Genomic DNA, 19,201 nt, shown 5'->3' with positions numbered 1-19,201 from the left:
ACCACCGCGGTCAGCCACTCCCGAGCACGGCAGATAGGTCGGCCTCGCGTCCGCGTACCGTGCCACCAGCGGCCATCGCCTGCTCGACCGTCAGCATGCCCGCGGCCAAGCCCAGCACGATGGCGGGTTCGCCGTGGAAGACGGTCGCCGGCTGCTCGTCGCCGCAGATCTCGACGCGCATGCCGGTCTTGTCGGCGTGGACGGCAACGACCGCGTCGTCAGCGGACAGCCCGATCGTCATCGGCTTCTTCGATCTTCGGTCGCGCAACAGCGCGTCGAGCGCGACGACCAGCCAGCGACCCTGAAAGGTGTCGCTCTGCGGTCCAGAGATCATCAGCGGGGTGCTCCACCGCACCAGCGACCCGACGGTCTCACGGAGCTCCCTGCCCCACGGCGTGAGGACGTACGCCACACCGTTGCTGCCGGGGTCGAGAGTGCGCTCGACGACGCCGACCTCCTCGAGCTCCTTCAGCCGGGACGCGAGGAGGTTCGTGGCGATGCCCGGCAGACCGGCCAGCAGTTCGCCGTACCGGGCCGGGCCGACCAGCAGCTCCCTCACGATGAGCAAACTCCACCGCGACCCGACCACGTCGAGCGCCCTCGCCAGGCCGCAGTACTGACCGTAGGACCGCTTCGGCATTTGCCGCCCACACTCCTTCATGCTTGACTTCTAGTACTTTACTTTACTTTCCTATAGCGCTGGAAGGTGCGAGAGATGGCGTCTCAGCACACCGCAGGTGCCCGGCCGTCCTGGGTGGATGCGGACCTGTTCCCCTTCGAGAGCCACTTCGTCGACCTGAACGGCCACGTCGTCCACTACGTCGACGAGGGCACCGGACCGGTTCTGCTGATGCTGCACGGCAACCCGACCTGGTCCTTCGTGTACCGCGACGTCATCGCGTCCCTCAAAGACCGCTTCCGGTGCATCGCCCTGGACCACCCCGGCTTCGGCCTGTCCGTCGCCGGGTCGGGATACGGCTACCAGCCCGTCGACCACGCTGGAGTGGTCGTGGACTTCCTGGACCACCTGGACCTCTCGGACGTCACGCTCGTGGGCCACGACTGGGGCGGGCCGATCGGGCTCTTCGCCGCCGAGCAGCGGCCCGACCGGTTCTCGCGGATCGTCCTCGCGAACACCTGGGCGTGGCCCACCAACGGCGAGTTCAAAGCGGAGATGGCTTCCCGCGTGATGGGCGGGTTCCTCGGCCGCGAGCTGATCAGGCGGTTCAACATGTTCGTCAACGCACTGATCCCTGCTGGGCACCGCCGCCGCAAGGTCTCCGACGCCGAGATGAAGCACTACCGCGAGGCGCTGGACACGACCGAACGCCGCAACGCCTGCGCGATCCTGCCGGGTGCCATCACCGGCGCTCGCGACTTCCTCACCGACGTCGAGACCAACCTGAAGTTGCTGCAGGACCTTCCCGCGTTGATCGTGTGGGCGGACGCTGACATGGCGTTCGGCGACGGCGACCGCGAACGACTGGAGGCGAAGTTCCCGGACCACACCACGGTCATCGTCAAGGGGGCCGGTCACTTCGTGCAGTCCGACGCGGCCGACGAGATGAGCTGCGCGATCCGCGCCTGGTGGAGCGACTAGCGTGTGCCAAGACCACCCTTGCGGTCGGCGTCGAAGGGATGTTGTGGGCGAGCACATGCAGATCGGTGAGGTGGCCGAACGGACCGGTCTGTCACTGCGCACGATCCGCTACTACGAGGAAGTCGGTCTGGTCGTGCCCAGCGCACGCAGCCAGGGTGGGTTCCGTCTCTACACCGAGCCCGACGTCGAGCGGCTGGGTGTCATCATGCGAATGAAGCCCCTGGGCTTCCAACTCGACGAGATGCGCGAGCTGCTGGGCATTCTCGACGCACTGACCAGCGGCGATACCCCGGACCGCGACGAGCAGCTACACCGTCTGACAGGGTTCTGGACCGCCGCGGAGGAACGGTGCCAGGCACTGCGCACGCAGCTGGGAATCGCCGAGGACTTCGCCGCCACGCTGCGCTCGCACCTTCCCGCCGGTTGAGCGGCGTTCAGGAGAACCGGGCGAGCCCGAGCGGCGTCCGGTCGTGCACCAGCCGGGCACGTAGGGCTCCGTACGCCTCGGCTCGGGCGAGGTCTTTCGGCCGCGGTGGATCGGGCACGCGGTCGAGCACCTCGTGGGGGTCGCACACCCACACGGGCACTCCGGCGAGTTCCAGCTCCGACGCGCCTTTCTTGAGCTGGGCATAGGTGCCGGTCAGTTTCGGCGGGACATCCACCATCCCCAGCCGCGTCACGAACAGATGATCCAGCTGTTCCGAGGTCAACGGCTCCGGCCGCCACGCGCGGCACTGCTCGAGCGTCAGCCCGCCGCGCCAGCTCGGGTCGTGAGCCGGGACCGCGTCCAGACTCACCAGCAGGTCCGCGAGTCGGCGCAGGTTGGCCGGATCCGGCGCTGGCACGACGTCGAGGTCGTTGGGCTCCAGGTCCACTCCGTAGACCGCAAGGGCGGTCGATCCGCTCAGCACCCAGTCGATCTCGTACTCGCGCAGCGCTTCCAGCAACGTTCGCATCTGCGGTCGTGGACGGCCTCGTGGATCAAGCACCCTGCCGAGGTTAGCCGGATCCCTGGACGCGTTGGAGACGTTGCTCACGATCACCCCGATGACAGCACTCTACCCTCACGTCACGGTAGAGTTCGCCCGCGTTGCGCCGATGTGGTCGCAACCCTCTCCCAAGACCACGCGTCCTGGTCGGCCGACCGGCACCAGGACGTTGACCCGTGCTCATCACGCGAACCACCGCTGAGCGGTACCGCGCCATCTCCTGAGGTGCTCATGTCCTCGTTCCGGGCCACCCCGCGGCCGTCCCTGCTCCAGCGCGTCCGCAGCACGTGGTTCGCCAACCCGCGAGCCGACCTGCTGTCCGGCCTGGTCGTCGCACTCGCGCTGATCCCGGAGGCGCTGTCGTTCTCCGTCATCGCAGGCGTCGACCCGAAGGTCGGCCTCTACGCCTCCTTCACCATCGCGATCATCATCGCGTTCGCCGGTGGCCGTCCCGCGATGATCTCCGCGGCCACCGGAGCGATGGCACTCGTGCTGGTGCAGCTGGTGCGCGACCACGGTGTCGAGTACATGTTCGCCGCCACCGTCCTCACCGGCGCCTTCCAGATCCTTTTCGGACTGCTCGGCGTCCACAAGCTCATGCGGTTCGTGCCACGCACCGTCATGGTCGGTTTCGTCAACGCTCTCGCGATCCTGCTGTTCGCCGCGCAGATCCCCCACATCACCAGGGGTGGCTGGCCCGTCATCGCTCTGGCCGTGCTCGGCCTCGCGATCATCTACCTGCTCCCCCGGCTCACCACAGTCGTCCCGGCGCCGCTGGTGGCCATTGTCGTGGTCACCGCGCTGACCGTGTTCCTGCACATCGCCGTGCCCACCGTCGGCGATCAGGGTGAACTGCCCACCGCGCTGCCGGGCTTCGGGCTGCCGATGGTCCCGCTCACCCTCGACACACTCGCCATCATCGCCCCCTACGCGCTGACACTGGCCGCAGTGGGCCTGATCGAGTCGCTGCTCACCGCCCAACTGCTTGACGACATCACCGACACCACTTCCGACAAGGGCGCGGAAGTTCGCGGCCAGGGCGTCGCCAACATCGCCACCGGCTTCCTCGGCGGCATGGCCGGCTGCGCGATGATCGGCCAGTCGATGATCAACGTGAAGTCCGGTGGCCGCACCCGGCTCTCCACACTCGCCGCAGGTGTGTTCCTGCTGATCCTCGTGTTCGTGCTCGGACCGGTCGTCTCACTGATCCCGATGGCCGCGCTGGTCGCCGTCATGGTCTTCGTGTCGATCAGCACCTTCGACTGGACCAGCATCAGGATCTCGACCTTGCGCCGTACCCCGAAGAGCGAGACCGCGGTGATGGTCGTGACCGTCGGCACCGTGGTCGCCACCCACAACCTCGCCCTCGGCGTGCTTGCCGGCGCACTGCTGTCGGCGATCTTCTTCGCCCGCCGCGTCGCACACCTCGTCGATGTCTCCAGTGTGCTCGACCCCGACGGCGACATCCGCGTCTACGCCGTCACCGGCGAGCTGTTCTTCGCCTCCACCAACGAACTCATGCACGCCTTCGACTACGCCGACACCGTGTCCAAAGTGGTCGTCGACCTCTCCGACGCCCACGTCTGGGACAGCTCCGCCGTCGCCACGCTCGACGCAGTCGTCGCGAAGTTCGCATCTCGCGGTGTCGACGCCGAGATCATCGGGCTCAACCAGCACAGCGAACAGCTGCACACCAAGCTGTCCGGTCAGCTCGCAGGCTCACATTGACCGGTGCAACAGCCTGGCCGCCCGCACCGCGAGATAGCGTTGTTCGGGCAGGCTGGAGGTCATCCTCGCCGCCCGCACGTACGACTCGGCGGCCGCGGTGAGGTCTCCTACCTGTTCGAGCAGGTGCGCCCGCACCGCTTCCAAGCGGTGGTTGTGAACCATCCGGTCATCGCCATCGAGAGTGCCGAGCACAGCGAGCCCAGCCCGTGCGCCGTGCACCTCGGCCACCGCGACCGCGCGGCTGAGTGTGACCACTGGACCTGGTGACACCTGGATGAGCACGTCGTACAGCGCCAAGATCTGGGGCCAGTCAGTGTCCTGCGCGGCGGCTGCTTCGTCGTGCACGGCGGCGATGGCCGCCTGCAGCTGGTAGGGCCCGACCGGGCCGGTGCCGAGCGTCCGTTCCACCACCGCCACACCCTCCGCGATCATCTCGGTGTCCCAGAGACCGCGGCGTTGTTCGGCGAGCGGCACGATCGCTCCGGCGTCGTCCGTTCGCGCTGTTCGGCGTGCGTCGGTGAGCAGCATCAACGCCAGCAGTCCCGCGACCTCGCACTCGGCCGGCAGCAGCCTGTGCAGCAGCCGGGTCAGCCGGATCGCTTCGGAAGTAAGGTCGGTGCGGCCCAGTTGCGGTCCGCTGGTGGCGGTGTAGCCCTCGTTGAACATCAGGTACAGCACGTGCAGCACGACGGCCAGGCGCTCTGGGCGCTCCGCTTCCGACGGCAGTTCGAACCGCGCACCGTCCGCGCGGATCCGTTGCTTGGCACGGCTGATGCGTTGCGCCATCGTGGCTTCAGGTACCAGAAAAGCCGCCGCGATCTCGGCAGTCGTCAGCCCGCCCACGGCGCGCAACGTCAGCGCCAGCTGTGAAGACGCCGACAGAGAAGGGTGACAGCACATGAAAAGCAGCACCAGAGTGTCGTCCTGATCAGACACCGCGAGGTGCCCGGGTTCAAATGCCGCAACCGTCAACTCGCGCCGTCGCCGGGCGCTCTCGCTGCGCCATCCGTCCACAAGGGACCGCCCTGCCGCGGTCAGCAGCCAGGACCGCGGGTTGTCAGGGATGCCGCCCGTCGGCCACTGCCGCGCCGCGTCAGCTAGTGCCTCCTGCACGGCGTCCTCGCACGCGTCGAACTGGCCGTGCCGGTGCACGAGCGCGGCAAGGACCTGCGGCGCAAGCTCGCGCAGCAGGTCCTCGATGCGGCCGTGCGGGGTCACAGGTGCATGACCTGCCGGACTTCCATCGGGAACTCGGTGTACTCGACCACTCGCGCCGCGACCTCGAGAGCGCGTTCCTCGGTGGCGTCGATGATCCAGTAACCGGCCAGCGACTCCTTGATCTCCGCGAACGGGCCGTCCGTGGGCACTGGCAAGCCGTTCTGGAAACGCACGGTCTTCGCTTGGCTCGAGTCGATGAGCTTGCTGCTGGCCACGAGCTCACCGGAGTCACGAAGCTCCTGGTCGAGTTTCATCATGTGCTCCTGCATGCCCGTGATCCAGTCGGGTGTCCGGTTCTCCAGCGTGGCACCGAGCCCGCCGAACATCATGATCATGTACTTCACCGTCGCTCCCTTCGCCGGCACCCGGTCCAGGTGCACGCCCTGCAGTCGGAGCGGACACCCGGTTCTCGACATCCAAGCCCGAAATTGTCAGACTCGCCGTCTACGGTGGCCACATGAGCGACCTCCTCGTCGCCGCCCGCGCGGGTGACCACGACGCGTTCACCTCGCTGGTCGCGCCCCACCTGAGGGCACTGCACCTGCACTGCTACCGGATGCTCGGCTCGTACGCCGACGCCGACGAGGCACTACAGGACACGCTGCTGCGTGCCTGGCAGTCGTTCGGCACGTACGCCGGCCGCGCTCCCCTGCTGCACTGGCTGTACCGGATCTCGACGACCGCCAGCCTCAAGGCACTGCAGCGCCGTGGCCGGCAGCCGGTCCTCACCGGTGAGGTCGCCTACCTGCAGCCGTATCCCGACTGCGCCCTGCCCGACCCGGCCAGCGTGGTCGAGCAGCACGAGGCCGTCGCGCTCGCGTTCATCACCGCGCTGCAACGCCTGCCCGCGACGCAACGCGCGGTGCTGATCCTGCGTGACGTGCTGGTCTGGAGCAGTGCGGAGGTCGCTGACCTGCTCGGCACCACGGTGGCGAGCGTGAACAGCGCCCTGCAACGCGCACGCGCCTCCCTGCAACGCCATCACGCACGCCGGGCGGTGCCGCTGAGCTCGGAAGAACGCGCCGTCCTGGACCGCTTCCTGGACGCGTGGCGCCGGTGCGACATTCCAGCGCTGGCCGAGGTGCTGCGCGAAGACGCGATCCTCAACATGCCCCCGGAGCAGGCCGTGTTCGCCGGCAGGCAGGCGATCGCCGACTTCTTCGCAACCGTGCCCGCAGGCGGCAAGCTGGACCTGATCGCCCTCGTCGAGACGAGGGCGAACGGCCACCCCGCGGTCGCCGCGTACCTGCCCACCGACGACGGTGTCTGCCGCGGCTACGGGATCATGGTCCTCACCATCGCCGACGGACAGGTCGCCACGATCACCGGCTTCCCGGACCCGGAGATCTTCCGCTACTTCGGCCTACCCGGCACGCCGCCCCAGATGCCCGAGTAGCGCGACGAACGCGGAAGCATCCGGCGGCACCGCGACGGCGGGACCGAACTGACCATCCCGGCTCCCGTCGGTCACCGTCGCCCGAGCGAACTCCCGCACGGCCGCGACCACATCGTCGCCGACCTCGTAGTCGAGTCCGGCACCTCGCGCGATGTCCCACCCGTGCACGACCGACTCCAGCAGACAGATGCTCGCGAGAGCAGTACCTGGCAGTTCGCGGCCGCCCATGAACGGGAACTGCCGGTCCAGCACCCCGGGAACGCGCAGTGCCGCGAGCGAGCGATCCGCCACCGCTCGCAGAGTCGCCGCCGGATCGTCGCCGAGGTGGTCGTTGTCGGCGGTCGCCTGAGCGTCGAACTCGTGCTCGGGCACCGTTTCGCCCTCGGCGATCCGGGTGAGCAGCAGCAGGCCGCCGACGAGGTGGTTGCCGACCTGCCGCACCGTCCACTCCGCACACGGGCTCGGCGCGGAGAACGACTCGACCCGCGCGAGCAGGCGCACCGTGTTGTCGTATCCGCGTTCGACGAGGTCGACCACGCTCCCGGCCACCAAGGCCCGCGGGTCGTAGATCAGCTCACCGGACACGATCTCACCATCGCGCACGGTCAACAGCTCGGCCGCGGTCATCAGCCCGTCGACCGGTTCCATCCGCCAGTCGACGATCGAACACACCACCTCGCCGTCGCTGAACTGCCGTCGCACGGCGAACTCACGTACCGCGGCACCGGCCTGCTTCGCCATCGCGCGGAACCCGTCCGCGCTGTCGAAGCTCGCCACCGGGCCGCGGAACGTGAAGTCCTCTGCCAGGGCCACGCCGGTCATGTCGCCGGCGTGGTTCGTCCACGCCTGGTAGTACCGCTCAACGATCTCTCGGGGATCCACTAGAAGCTCCTGTGGTCGGGCCGCGACGCGGCCGTTCCCCCGACTGATCCCGTCGAGCGCGTGGACTCATCGGTCAGATCTGGACCCGTGTGCCGTCGAACCGGGTCAGCGACAGGAAGTGCGGCTCGTTGAAGGTCGCTTTCTGCTCCTGCAGCACGCTGATCGCGATGGCCTCGCCGAGTTTCACCGACTCCGTGTAGTCCGACCGCCAGTGCACACCCGCGCCGTTGCGGCCGATCGCGATGTTGGCGGCGAGCTTGGTCAGCTCACCGCCCACGGTCAACTGATCGGCGTCGGCGCCCGCGTACTTGCGCAGCGACTTGCCGTCCTTCGACACCACCTGCGGGTCGCGCACCGGATGCGACTCGTCGAACCACGCCTTGAGAACGGTCACGCACGCACCGGCGACCGTCGCGTGACCGGCTCCGTACGCGGGGTGCGTCGGAGAGCCCTCCGGAAACGCCTGTGGCAACAGGAACGTACCGTGGAGGTCGAAGACCTTCTTGACCGCGGCGCTTGAGAGCACCTCGTCGTTGATCGGGTAACTGGCGGCGCCGGTCAAGTGGTTGTGCACCCGCCCGCCGAACGCTTCGGGGCGCAACCTGCGGTGCACGTTCCACTTCTGGAACCACACCGCCTTCAACGCACGGGTGGCCACCTCGGTGACGAGACTGAGCACGTGCGGCCCGCCGAACGTGCCGAAGCCGTCCTGCGTCCGCGAGTTCACGTACGGGTTGCCCGGATCGACGGGTGTGTTGTCCGCCAACAGGATCAGGCAGGCGTTGAGGTAGGCCTCGTAAAGCGCGTCGACGTGCACGTAGTGGGCGAGGTCGCGCAGGTTGCGGATGAACAGGCCGTTGATCGTTCGTTGTGGCGCACGTTTGGCGCCGCGTTGCACGGCGAGCCAGTCGTCGTAGTCGACGAGGTGGTCCACGCCTGCCTCGACCGTCTCCTGCCGCTGGTCGATGGTCAAGCTGCCATACCTGATCGGCCTGAGCAGGAACTGCGAGAGGTAGGGACCGGTCAGATCTCCGGCGGTGAGGCCGCGGAACAACGTGCCGGCGGTGACCTCCCTCTGTTCCTTCGGCCCGCGGAAGTCCGACAGATCGTTGAGGTCCTCCAGTGCCTCGCCGACGCGCGGATCACTGTCGTAGCGGGTGAACGGCACGTCCCGGAGCAACGCCTGCCAATACAGCTCAACCATCTCCGCAGAGTTTTCCGCCGAATCGATCCTCGGTGCGGGCCGAATGGTGAGTGCCTGGCCGTCGGCGCCTTCGAGGTCGAACGCCAGACCCGCCTGCGGGTTGGTGAGGCGCCGACCGCCCGTTGTCCCGAGCGGGATCCGTTCGAACAGCTCCGGCTCACCAACCGCCAGCGCGTGCCGCAGCGCGTCGAACGCGGTGGGGTCTACCTCACCCAGGTCGTTGTGCGGCAATCCCTTGCTGTAGCTGGCGATGCGGTTCGGATAGTCCTCTTCCTCACCGTTGCTCACGTGCTGCGCGGCTGTCCGCCTAGCCGACATCTCGGCAACGGCGATGCGCAGGTCGAGTGCCCGTTGTACGCGATCAAACATTCCTATCTCCCCCGTTGTAGATTCACTCCCCTGCACCTAAGTTACGTCTCACTCGAACGGGGATACGCGTTTTCCAAAACTCTGAGGACCTTTTGGCAGGCGCCAAAAGGCCAGGTTTCCAGGCAACCTGGAATGAAAAGCAGAGCACCTCGCCCGTCAGCGTTTCGTAATAACCTCCGCCGCGTCGGTGGGGCAGTATCGCAGTCACCACATCCGAGGAAAGGCAGCTCATGGCCACCCCGCGCGTGCCCGCCATGGCATTCGTGCTCGCCCTGTTCGCCACGGCGTGCGGCGCCCAGCCCAGCTCCGCCCCGACCACCCCGCCTGCCACGACCACGACAACAGCGGCTTCCTCACCGTCGTCCACCTCAGCACAGCCCACCGCCGAGGTACCCGAACAGCTGAAGTTCACCGCCAAGACGGTCGACGGCACGAACTTCGACGGCGCGAGCCTGGCCGGTCGGCCCGCCGTGCTGTGGTTCTGGGCTCCGTGGTGCCCGAAGTGCCAGCGCGAGGCACCAGGCATGGCCAAGGCCGCGAAGGACCTCGGCGCCTCCGTCACCTTCCTCGGAGTGGCCGCGCTCGACCAGGTACCAGCGATGCAGGGCTTCGTGGCCAAGTACGACCTGAAGTCGTTCCAGCACATCGCCGACACCGAGTCCGCGGTGTGGAAACGCTTCGGCGTGACCGCCCAGCCCGCCTACGCGTTCGTCGACAAGAACGGCAAGGTCGACGTCGTCACCACCCAACTGTCCGAACAGGACCTGCGCGACCGGCTGAGCAAGCTCACATGACCGAAACCCTGTTCGTGGCCGTGGTCGCCGGCATGGTGGCCACGGTCAACCCGTGCGGGTTCGCCATGCTCCCCGCCTATCTCGCTCTCGTCGTCACCGGCTCCGCCGACCGCACGCGTGCACAGTTGCTGGCCCGCGCTCTCGGGTCCAGCGCGCTGATGACGCTCGGCTTTGTCACCGTGTTCGGACTGTTCGGCGTGGTGATCGCACCGGTGTTCGCCTCAGTGCAGCGCTATCTGCCGTTCGTCACAGTCGTCATCGGCCTCACGCTGCTGGTGCTGGGCGCGCTGCTGCTGGCCGGTCGTGAGATCACCCTGCTGGTACCCAAGCCACGCAAGGGCGCCCCGAACGAGCGGCTCGGCTCGATGTTCGGCTACGGCGTCGCCTACGCCATCGCGTCGCTGTCGTGCACCATCGGCCCGTTCCTCGCCGTCGCCGGCACTTCTTTGCGAGGCAACGACATCGGCGAGGGCATTGCCGCATTCGTCGCCTACGCCGCAGGCATGGGCCTCGTCGTGACCGCGCTCGCGGTGGCCACGGCCCTGGCCAGCAGCGCCGTCGTCACCCGCGCCCGCAACGCGCTTCCGTACATCTCTCGCATCGGCGGCGCGTTGCTCGTGCTGGTCGGTCTCTACGTCACGTACTACGGCGTCTATGAACTACGCCTGTTCCTCGGAAACGGCGATGCCGCCGACCCTGTCGTCGACGCGGCGGGAACCGTGCAGAGCGCACTGGTCGGCTGGCTCACCACCATCGGTCCGGTGCCGCCACTGATTCTGCTGGCTGTCCTGCTGGCAGGAGGTCTCTTCCTCATCCGCAGGCGTCGCAACGCCCGCCAACAGCCGCGGTGATCACCCCGCTGAGGCCCGGAACTGCCCGTCGTATCGAGCACGGCGACAGCCCGCCACCGCTCCGCGCAGGCGTCGCCGCATCTGCACTCACTAACAGCGATCCAAGCCATCGGTCGTGATCGGCCAGGCTGTGAGCACAGTTCGAGTCTGACCAAGTGTCACATCGACCGGTCAACCAACGATGAACTCGGCAACCCCGGCACAAGGGAGGCCGCCATGCCGAACAACCTGCGTATCGGAGTCGGCTGGTCCACGCACTTCCCTCGCCGCGGCGTACTCAACCAAGCACGCTGCCGCAGACTCCGATATGCCTACCGGGCACCCTCGTTCGTCACGGAGGAGATGGTCGCCGACGGGAGCGAACTCACGTTCCTCAAGTTCGACGAAGGACTGGCCATATCCGAACTCGACGGCACGAATAACGCCTTGGCGAGCAATGTTGACTTCTTCTACGTCGCGTCGCACGGGACATGCGCGACGCCTCCGCAGTACAAGTTGATTCTGCACGGTGGCGAATGGCCGATCACGGGCGCTGACCTCGGTGTCAACGGTCCGTCGGTGGCGACGTTCGACACCTGCGACCTGGTCGATCTGAAGCATGCGCGGTGGAAAGCCCCTTGGGAGACAGCCGGCGCTCAGCTGCGGCTGCTGCTCGGCTTCGCATCAGCTGCGACCGTCGCGGAGAACTCGACCCGCAGGGGGCTCGAGTTCAGCCAGAAGATCATCGCCGGAGACCCGATCGCGCAGGCGTGGCTTCAGGCTGTGCATCACAACTCCTACCAGGGAACAGATCTGGGCATCGCCATCGCATTCGGCGATAGCGACAAGGACGTCGACTGGGTGCTGTACGACATGACGCTCGGCGATCTGCCCTGTCCCCGGTCGACCGGCACACCTGTCATTGCCGCGGAGGTGTGCCACTGATGTGGGAACACTTCGAGCCAAGCCTGCTCGGCGATTGGATGGCCCGCTCTCAGCACAGAGACGCTCCCGAGGCATACGAACTCAGGCCAACGTCGTACCTGCGAGAGGCGATGCTGTCGGCCAAGCCGTTCTCGCTGGTGGGAGACGAGTCCAGGTTCCGGTGGACGGTGGGTGGCATGCATCTGCGCTTGCGGGGCCTGGACGGATGGGTGGACAGCGCTGTCACCGACGCCGTCGTCCGGCTGGCAGCAGAGCTGGACGGACGCCAGGCGATCAAGGGCGAGATGGGGCTTGAGGAGTCCGGCGCGTTCCTGGGCGTTCGTTCGGCACTCGGCGAGGAGTACTGGCTGCACGTCAACGACATCGCGCCTGTCGGCCCAGGTGGCCGGGTGACGTACTACCGCTCGGCGCGAAGCCTCGAGGTCGCTTTCCACGCACGGGGAAGGTCGTTGAGAGGGCGTTGGCGCAATCCACGCACCGTTGCTCGGGAAGCGCTGGCCGCGTTCGGCGGAGAGTTGATCAGCGGCGAACGGCTGCGTGCCGCGTTCGGCTACTACGAGGCGGCGGGATACGAACCGCAGGATCTGATGCGGCCTGTGTACGTCGTGCTCGTCGATCAGCACAGCGATGGCGAAAACCCTGGCTGGCGACTGGCGTCGGTGCATGCCGCCACCGACCTCGATGACACACCCCCGACCGCGGGAATCGAGTCGGTCACCGGCTGCGCCTGAGGAAGTGAGGAACCATGTCGACCCTCGAACTCATCGCGGCCGTCGCCTTGGGTGTGGCGATCGCGGTGGTCTATCCCACCCTGTACCGCTATGTGCGCAAGCAGTTCCCCGCCGAAGCCGACGGTGCGTTGCTGCCCACCTGGATGACAGCCGCACTCAAGAAGTACGGCGCGCTGTTCATCTTCAGTCTGGTGACCGCCGTCGTTCTGATCGGGATCTACCGCACCGCGAACCCGGACACCACGATCGGCTTCTGGGAGGCCGTGGTGCTCGGGTTCGGCTTCGAGGCCAGTCTGGAGAAGTTCATCTTCCCGAAGAGTGGCACAGGAGCGGTGACAGCAGCCGATCTACCTCCTGCCAGTCCACGTCGAGTTGGCGAATCAGGACAGGAGCCGTAAGACCGCGCGCTGCGGCCCTCTCAGGATCTCGTTGCGACGACGAAGAGCTCGTGGACGACCGCACCGAGAATTCTGTCGTCGGAGCGCGCAAGATCGTCGATTTGGGCGATCCACGAGGTCTCCAGCAGCAGCTCCGCCAGCACGCTACGTGATTCCCAACTGCTCGCCTCATCATCGGCTGCTTCGGGCCGATCGAGTGCTCCCGGCCCCACGACCGTATTGGCGACGAGCGTGCGGATCCGGCCCCCCGCCGCAGCGGATTCCGCTGTGTCAGCCACACTCTCAGCCTTCTCAACAAGACGGCGGGCTCCGGCCAGGTCACCGATCTCGCCACGAGCTCTGGCGGTCTGAGCAATCCACCATGCTCTGGACACGGCGTTCGTCTGGGTGTCCGCCACTCTTTCCGCGCGGCGCAGCCAGATCTCCGCAAGATCGGCGTTGCCGGTGCGATGTGCGAGCTGCGCGAAGGAGAACATGGAGTCGGCATGACCGCCGAGCTGTCGACTCACATGGTCGACCTCCAGCATCAAGCGGCCCGCGAGATCAATCGCACCGATCTCGGCGGCCGCCCCGGCGACCGTGATCAGCAGTGGTCCATGACCCGTAGCACTGAAACGTTCTGCTCGAGCCAGGTCTCGTGCTTTCTCCACCAGCCTGACCGCCTGCTTCGGGAGGCCCATCCTGGCTGCCTCGACAGCCAGCGCGGCAAGTCGATCGACGGCCTGGCATCGAGGCCGCGCGCTGGCTGCCAGCGCTGCGGCCCATTCCAGCAGCTTGGTTGCGGACCTCGAGTCACCGACGTTGATCGTGTAGTGCAGGACTCCGGTGAGGGCCCGAGCACGCAACGAGGTCTCCGGCACCGCCCGAGCCACAGCCAGTACCCGGCCGAGTTCACACTCGTCCAACGCGCCTCGTACCACGCATTCCGCGGAACCCAGGCGCAGGCTGTCCGCGTCGCTCGCCTCCGCCATGGCCGCCATGAGGCGAGCAGCCGTCGCTTCGTCGTCGCAGCCAGCACGGGTCAGCACCTCCTTGGCAAGATCGATCCGGCCGGTCCGAACTCCGGCGCGCGCCACACATCTGAGTACATCGGAGCGACCCAGAACGTCGAACCGCGTTCTGGAGCGGTCTTCAATCCGCCGAAGTATCTGCCTGGCCAGCTCGACTTCGCCCAAGGCGATACACGCCCGCGCCGCCGAAGTAGTCGACTCCGCTTGGTTCAGCTGTCCATCCAGCGAGGCCAACACCGCCGTCAGCACTGCCACACGAGCAGAGTCGTGATCCACAAGTTCCGACAGACCGTTGTCCAGTTCGCCGATCTCAGGTGGTCTCGTCGGCAGCAGCTCCTCCGCCCACACGAGCTCGGTGTCGGGAAGCCACTCGTAAGGACGAAACCTCCGCAGCGCCCTCGCCCGATCTAGGCGTTCTTCCTGCCAGAGGATCTGCATGGCCGTGGCCACGACGGCCGATCGCTCGGACTCGTCCGTCATGCAGGCGGTGAGACGGGATGCGTGGCCATAGGCGCCAACAGCGCAGCAGGCATGGATCGCGCTTGCCGTCAGCCAGCTCAATCGCGCCGCGAGGTCACCGTCACGCTCGCGGTTGCCGCTGAGCTCGCCCAGCAGTTGAGAGCGGTCGTCAGTCCCTTCGCTCCGCCCTGATTACCAGGGCTTCCTCACTACTACGAGCCGGTCCGCCAGCCAGATGCCGCATCGGTACTCAGCACCTCACGGTTTCTCCCGCTTGGTGGGCTCCCTTCACATCGACACCGGCCTTCCCACGTTCCGTGCAGATGCCGCAGACCGGACTCACGCCACCTTCATGCCGGACACCGCCTGGCCAGCTCACAGACCGCCGCCAGACTCCCTCCCAGGACCTTCGATACGCCCTGGTTCCGATGTCAACTACACATTTCGACACTTCAGCAGTGGTTCACTCGCGTTCGTCTTTCCGGTCCCCACCTGACACCTCTCAGGGCGCCTTTTCCTCATCGCTCACCACGACGGTCTTCAGCCAACGCAGCATGAGGTGGTTTGGCATCTCCCCCGTGCGGGCGACACCGAAGGGCCACAAAACCTTCATCATCTGCACAGCACAGCTTCCAGAGGTCTCCCTACTCCAGCCCCCTTTCCGCTATCGTGGCACACACCGAACATATGTGCGAACACGGTGAAAGGTTCTCGCGTCATGGATCGGCAGCTTCTCGAACAGTCCCAAATGGACGGAACCTCACGTTCAGGTACGACTCGACTGGGCAGCCCGTGGCGCTGTTGCCGGCGAGGTGCAAGCTCGGACGGCACACGCTTGGCCACTCCCAGTTCCGCGCGGTCGTGCGAGACGGTGAGGCCCGCATCAGCTGCCTCGCCTGCGCTACCAGCGGCATCGACGACTTCTGGCTACTCGCGGCCACATCGCCCGTTCCCGCCAGTGCAGAACTGTCCGAGGAGCGCTACTTCGACCTCGTTCCTCCTCGCGCGAGCCGAGCGTTGACGACGGCAGGCGGACATGGCGCTTAACAGCCCGCACACCAAGTGGGAAGGCGATGATGTCCACGGCCGAAGGGCTGTGCTCACTGGTGTCGGAATCCGGCTGGATCGTCTGTTCGCCCGTGCCCCGGGGGCACCGCGCCACGTGATCGAGACCGGCCTGGACATGACCGGCGAGGTGCACGGCAGGCTTCACGGGCGTTTCGCAACCGTCGACGGCGACTGGTTCGGCGTCGCGAACTACGAGATCGGCTTTGCCGATGGTCGTCCCCAGAAAGTTCAACTGGTCGACCAACTAGTGCCCTTCCACGTACTACGTCTGCTCGGCGAGACGAAGCCGAGCTGACGGGCGGAACTAGACCACTCGGGTTGCCTTCAGATTCCCGGTGAGCTGGCGACACACCGGGAGTCGGAGATCCTTCGGCGATCTTCCTGCCTGTGCGGCGCGCTTTCCACGACCTGGATCGAAGTCCCGCTTCGACGAACGCCGAGCCCTGAGCTGTTCCCAGGTGAAGCCGGACGGTTCGTCGATGTTCTTCGAACCGCCTGCAGCCGAGGAGAAAGCCTTGCCCCCACCAAAGTTCAGCAAATCCGACCCGATTCCGACAGGCAACGGGAACCTTCACACCGCCCTACTGCTCCCCAGCCACTCCAGGAGCGAACGTCGCAGACAGCCATCTCGTGTGCGTGTCGTCCATCGCAGGCAGCAGAAGGGAAACGGGGAGGACTAACGGTGGATTCAGCGGCCGCACCGCCACAGCTGGGAAGCGATCCCACTCCCCAGCTTCTGTCGATCCACTGGCAACCACCGTCCACGCTGCCGCACCGGCACCGATTTCAAGTAGAGCGTTTTCCAATGAGGTGATGTCACGACCTTCTCTGACGGGTACTTGTGCCTCAGCGCACCGAGCGTGCACCGCGTCGTACAACACGCGATCGATCACCCGCGCCGGCAGACGCAAACGCAGACCTGCCACCTCCTCAAGCCTCACCGCGCCGCGTTTCGCACCTGGGTGATCTGCGGCCAGCACCGCGAAGTGCTGCTCGGGTTCCATCGGGGTGGAACGGACACCCGACGCTCCCACGTCACCACGCACAACTGCAGCATCCAACTCCCCTGCGGCCACAGCTGCCGCATGAGCCGAATCCGTTCCCTCGACCAGAACCAGTTCCACCTCGGGGAGGTTCGCACGCAGGACGGCAAAACCTGACCTGAGCCGGTTCGCAAGGCCCCTGCCCACACCGATTCTCAGCACTCCGCGACCGCCTCGGCCAAGTCCGTCGGCGATGTCTCTGAGCCGGTCAAGCGACTTCAACACCGAGCGAGCTTCGTCCAGCAACACATCTCCTGCCTCGGTGAGGGTGACCCTGCGAGAGCTCCGCTTGAGCAGCGGCACGTTCCATTCACGCTCCAGTCGGGCGATTTGCTGGCTCACGGCCGGCTGGGCGACTCCCAGTCTGGCTGCGGCCTTGCCGAAGTGGAGTTCTTCGGCCACCGTGACGAAGAACCGCAGCTGCCGTAAGTCCACACCGGACACTTGCGATCACCGCTCCTTATCGCTGCGCGTGCCGACAGCTCCTTGTTCCCGAGTCCAGGCGGACGGTTTGCTTGACGGCATGCAGATCGGAATCTCCAGCTACGGCAGTGCGACAATTCCCGACTTGCTCGAGGAGGTCGAACGCGCTGCGGCGCAGGGGTTCCACCGGTTCTGGCTGGGCGAGCACGGCGGCTGGGACCCCCTGACCGTGTTCGCCGCGCTGGGCGGACGCGCACCGGGAATCGAGCTGGCCACCTCCGTCGTCGGGACGTACCCGCGGCACCCACTCGCCCTCGCTGCACAGGCACTCACCACCCACGCCGCCACCGGTGAACGGCTGACCCTCGGTGTCGGCCCGAGCCACGCCCCGGTGGTGCAAGGCCGATACGGGATAGAGTGGCAGTCTCCGGTGCGGCACGCGAGGCAGGTGCTCGACATCCTGGCGCCGGTGCTGCACGGCGACGAGGTGAACATCCACACCGGACAGATCAAGGCGGCCGGCGGGGTCACCGCCCCCGGCACGACCGCACCTTCACTCCTGCTCGGCGCGAACGGGCCGCGGATGCTCGCTCTCGCCGGCGAACTCGCCGACGGAGCGCTCACCATGTGGACGACCCCGGAGTTCGTCGGCGAGGTCGTCGTTCCCACCGTCACCCGAGCGGCAGCAGGCCGAGCAGAGCCGCGGATCGCCGTGGGTCTGCTCGCCTCGGTGACAGCGGATCTCGACAGCGCACGCGCGTTCGTCAGGGAGAACTTCCAGCAGGCCTCCACGCTGCCCACCTTCCGTGCCTTGCTCGAACGGCAGGGATCCGCGGGCCCCGAGGACACCCTTCTCGGCGGAGACGAGGACACCGTCATCAAGACGGTGTCCCGCTTCGCCGAGGCGGGCGCGACGGAACTCGCCATCTTCCCCGTGGGCCCGCCTGCGGATCAAGCGCGGACCGTCGAGCTGTTCGCTCAGCTCGCTCGCCGGCAGATCACCAGCTGACAGGCATGTGGGCCGGTCCGTACGCGGCGGCGGTGGGCTTGTAGGTGACTTCCCTGCCTTCGGCAACGCGCAGACCGGGCAGCCGCCGGAACACCTCGGGAAGCACGACCTGCAGCTCCATCCGGGCCAGCGGCTGACCAAGGCACTGGTGGATGCCGTATCCGAAAGCGACGTGCTGGCGAGCGTTGGACCGCGTCAGGTCCAGGTCATCGGCGCCCGGGAACATCGACTTGTCGCGATTGGCGGCGTTGAGCATGATGATCACTCCCTCGCCTGCGCGAATGGTCATGCCGTCGACCTCGATGTCCTCGACGGCCAACCTGACCAGACCCGACTGCGCGATCGTCAGGTAGCGCAACAACTCCTCGATGGAGTTCGCCAGCTCAGCCTTGCCCGCGTACAACAGCGGCACTTGGTCGCGGTTCGCCAGCAGCGCGAGCACCCCGAGCCCGATCATGTTCGCCGTGGTCTCGTGCCCGGCGAACAAGAGGAACGCGCCCACGTCGGCCGCGTCGCGCGCGGAGAACGTTCCCGCGTCGACCTGCTCGCCCAGTCGCGAGATCAGATCGTCCGCCGGTTTCGCACGGCGCTGCGCGACCAGCTCCTCGAGGTAGTCACCGAGCGCCTGCTGAGCCACCATCTTCTGCTCGCCGCTCGCCGCCATGTCGATCATCACTTTGGAGTGCTCCTGGAAGAACCGGTGGTCTTCGTAGGGCACGCCGAGCATTTCGCTGATCACGAGCGACGGCAGGGGAAGCGCCACGTCCTCGACGAAGTCGGCCTCAGACCCCCTGTCCATCATCCCGTCCAGCAGCTCACCGAAGATCCGGGTGGTGGGTTCCCGCAACGCCTCGATGCGCTTGACCATGAACTCACGCGTCAGCACCTTGCGGAACATGCTGTGGACTGGATCGTCCTGGAACACGAAGAACCCGCGCGGCATCTGCATCGGCACGCGCGTGGGGTAGCCGGGCTTCGACATGTCCGTTGTGGTGGCGGCGTGGGCCAGCACCGTGCGCGCGTCTTCCCAGCGAGTCACCAGCCAGGCGTAAGGGCCTCCTTCCTCGATCGCGATCCGGGTGAGCGGTGCCTCGTGCCGAAATCG

At 66.7% G+C, this 19,201-nt stretch carries 20 protein-coding genes; 11 read left to right on the top strand and 9 right to left on the bottom strand.

The window, feature by feature from the left end:
- Nucleotides 1–10: 10 nt before the first annotated feature.
- Nucleotides 11–640, bottom strand: coding sequence for a helix-turn-helix domain-containing protein (locus AB0M24_RS07780; protein ID WP_363762317.1), 630 nt, complete (start codon nt 638–640; stop codon nt 11–13).
- 75 nt (nt 641–715) lie between these two features.
- Here AB0M24_RS07780 and AB0M24_RS07775 point away from each other — a divergent pair, with 75 nt between their 5' ends.
- Nucleotides 716–1,600, top strand: a complete 885-nt coding sequence (locus AB0M24_RS07775; protein WP_363762315.1) for an alpha/beta fold hydrolase — start codon at nt 716–718, stop codon at nt 1,598–1,600.
- Between the two features lie 55 nt (nt 1,601–1,655).
- On the top strand, nt 1,656–2,027 hold the full coding sequence (locus AB0M24_RS07770) for a MerR family transcriptional regulator (protein ID WP_363763042.1): 372 nt from the start codon (nt 1,656–1,658) through the stop codon (nt 2,025–2,027).
- A gap of 7 nt (nt 2,028–2,034) precedes the next feature.
- Here AB0M24_RS07770 and AB0M24_RS07765 read toward each other — a convergent pair whose 3' ends face one another.
- Nucleotides 2,035–2,589, bottom strand: a complete 555-nt coding sequence (locus AB0M24_RS07765) for a hypothetical protein (RefSeq protein WP_363762313.1) — start codon at nt 2,587–2,589, stop codon at nt 2,035–2,037.
- A 231-nt stretch (nt 2,590–2,820) separates the two neighbouring features.
- On the opposite strand from AB0M24_RS07765, the gene AB0M24_RS07760 reads away from it, so the two are divergent.
- Nucleotides 2,821–4,317 (top strand): SulP family inorganic anion transporter, encoded by a 1,497-nt coding sequence (locus AB0M24_RS07760; RefSeq protein ID WP_363762311.1) that lies wholly within the window; start codon nt 2,821–2,823, stop codon nt 4,315–4,317.
- Here AB0M24_RS07760 and AB0M24_RS07755 read toward each other — a convergent pair.
- The gene (locus AB0M24_RS07755) at nt 4,309–5,535 is read right to left on the bottom strand and encodes a DUF6596 domain-containing protein (protein ID WP_363762309.1); all 1,227 of its coding nucleotides are present in this window, start codon (nt 5,533–5,535) and stop codon (nt 4,309–4,311) included. The two genes, AB0M24_RS07760 and AB0M24_RS07755, sit on opposite strands and share 9 nt — an antisense overlap.
- A complete protein-coding gene (locus AB0M24_RS07750; RefSeq protein WP_363763039.1) occupies nt 5,532–5,870 on the bottom strand; it encodes a YciI family protein in 339 nt (112 codons plus the stop codon). Before AB0M24_RS07750 ends, AB0M24_RS07755 begins: the two co-directional genes overlap by 4 nt.
- Before the next feature lie 122 nt (nt 5,871–5,992).
- On the opposite strand from AB0M24_RS07750, the gene AB0M24_RS07745 reads away from it, so the two are divergent.
- Entirely contained in the window at nt 5,993–6,931 is a 939-nt protein-coding gene (locus AB0M24_RS07745) for an RNA polymerase subunit sigma-70 (RefSeq protein WP_363762307.1), read from the top strand.
- Here AB0M24_RS07745 and AB0M24_RS07740 read toward each other — a convergent pair.
- Nucleotides 6,899–7,813 (bottom strand): TIGR03086 family metal-binding protein, encoded by a 915-nt coding sequence (locus AB0M24_RS07740; protein ID WP_363762305.1) that lies wholly within the window; start codon nt 7,811–7,813, stop codon nt 6,899–6,901. The two genes, AB0M24_RS07745 and AB0M24_RS07740, sit on opposite strands and share 33 nt — an antisense overlap.
- Before the next feature lie 73 nt (nt 7,814–7,886).
- Nucleotides 7,887–9,386 (bottom strand): vanadium-dependent haloperoxidase, encoded by a 1,500-nt coding sequence (locus AB0M24_RS07735; RefSeq protein WP_363762303.1) that lies wholly within the window; start codon nt 9,384–9,386, stop codon nt 7,887–7,889.
- Nucleotides 9,387–9,616: 230 nt separating this feature from the next.
- Here AB0M24_RS07735 and AB0M24_RS07730 point away from each other — a divergent pair, with 230 nt between their 5' ends.
- From AB0M24_RS07730 to AB0M24_RS07710, 5 genes are all read left to right on the top strand, one after another.
- Nucleotides 9,617–10,180, top strand: coding sequence for a protein disulfide oxidoreductase (locus AB0M24_RS07730; RefSeq protein WP_363762301.1), 564 nt, complete (start codon nt 9,617–9,619; stop codon nt 10,178–10,180).
- Nucleotides 10,177–11,031: a cytochrome c biogenesis CcdA family protein gene (locus AB0M24_RS07725; RefSeq protein ID WP_363762299.1), complete on the top strand. Its 855-nt coding sequence runs from the start codon at nt 10,177–10,179 to the stop codon at nt 11,029–11,031. Before AB0M24_RS07730 ends, AB0M24_RS07725 begins: the two co-directional genes overlap by 4 nt.
- Before the next feature lie 216 nt (nt 11,032–11,247).
- Nucleotides 11,248–11,955: a DUF6345 domain-containing protein gene (locus AB0M24_RS07720; protein WP_363762297.1), complete on the top strand. Its 708-nt coding sequence runs from the start codon at nt 11,248–11,250 to the stop codon at nt 11,953–11,955.
- A 110-nt stretch (nt 11,956–12,065) separates the two neighbouring features.
- A complete protein-coding gene (locus AB0M24_RS07715) occupies nt 12,066–12,686 on the top strand; it encodes a hypothetical protein (RefSeq protein ID WP_363762295.1) in 621 nt (206 codons plus the stop codon).
- A gap of 14 nt (nt 12,687–12,700) precedes the next feature.
- Entirely contained in the window at nt 12,701–13,084 is a 384-nt protein-coding gene (locus tag AB0M24_RS07710; RefSeq protein WP_363762293.1) for a hypothetical protein, read from the top strand.
- Nucleotides 13,085–13,104: 20 nt separating this feature from the next.
- Here AB0M24_RS07710 and AB0M24_RS07705 read toward each other — a convergent pair whose 3' ends face one another.
- Nucleotides 13,105–14,655 carry a hypothetical protein gene (locus tag AB0M24_RS07705; protein WP_363762291.1) on the bottom strand — a complete coding sequence of 517 codons (1,551 nt, stop codon included), beginning with the start codon at nt 14,653–14,655 and terminating at the stop codon, nt 13,105–13,107.
- Between the two features lie 934 nt (nt 14,656–15,589).
- Between AB0M24_RS07705 and AB0M24_RS07700 the strand changes: the two genes are divergently transcribed.
- A complete protein-coding gene (locus tag AB0M24_RS07700; RefSeq protein WP_363762289.1) occupies nt 15,590–15,916 on the top strand; it encodes a hypothetical protein in 327 nt (108 codons plus the stop codon).
- A 286-nt stretch (nt 15,917–16,202) separates the two neighbouring features.
- Here AB0M24_RS07700 and AB0M24_RS07695 read toward each other — a convergent pair whose 3' ends face one another.
- Complete coding sequence (locus AB0M24_RS07695) at nt 16,203–17,108, bottom strand: LysR family transcriptional regulator (RefSeq protein WP_363762287.1); 906 nt, start codon at nt 17,106–17,108, stop codon at nt 16,203–16,205.
- A gap of 79 nt (nt 17,109–17,187) precedes the next feature.
- On the opposite strand from AB0M24_RS07695, the gene AB0M24_RS07690 reads away from it, so the two are divergent.
- A complete protein-coding gene (locus tag AB0M24_RS07690; protein WP_363762285.1) occupies nt 17,188–18,096 on the top strand; it encodes a TIGR03564 family F420-dependent LLM class oxidoreductase in 909 nt (302 codons plus the stop codon).
- Here AB0M24_RS07690 and AB0M24_RS07685 read toward each other — a convergent pair.
- A complete protein-coding gene (locus tag AB0M24_RS07685; RefSeq protein WP_363762283.1) occupies nt 18,086–19,135 on the bottom strand; it encodes a cytochrome P450 in 1,050 nt (349 codons plus the stop codon). The genes AB0M24_RS07690 and AB0M24_RS07685 overlap by 11 nt on opposite strands.
- Between the last annotated feature and the right edge of the window lie 66 nt (nt 19,136–19,201).

Source organism: Lentzea sp. NPDC051838, assembly GCF_040681245.1.
Lineage (GTDB): Bacteria > Actinomycetota > Actinomycetes > Mycobacteriales > Pseudonocardiaceae > Lentzea.
Note: the sequence above shows the minus strand (reverse complement) of the source record. Positions and strands in the feature narration are given on the sequence as shown.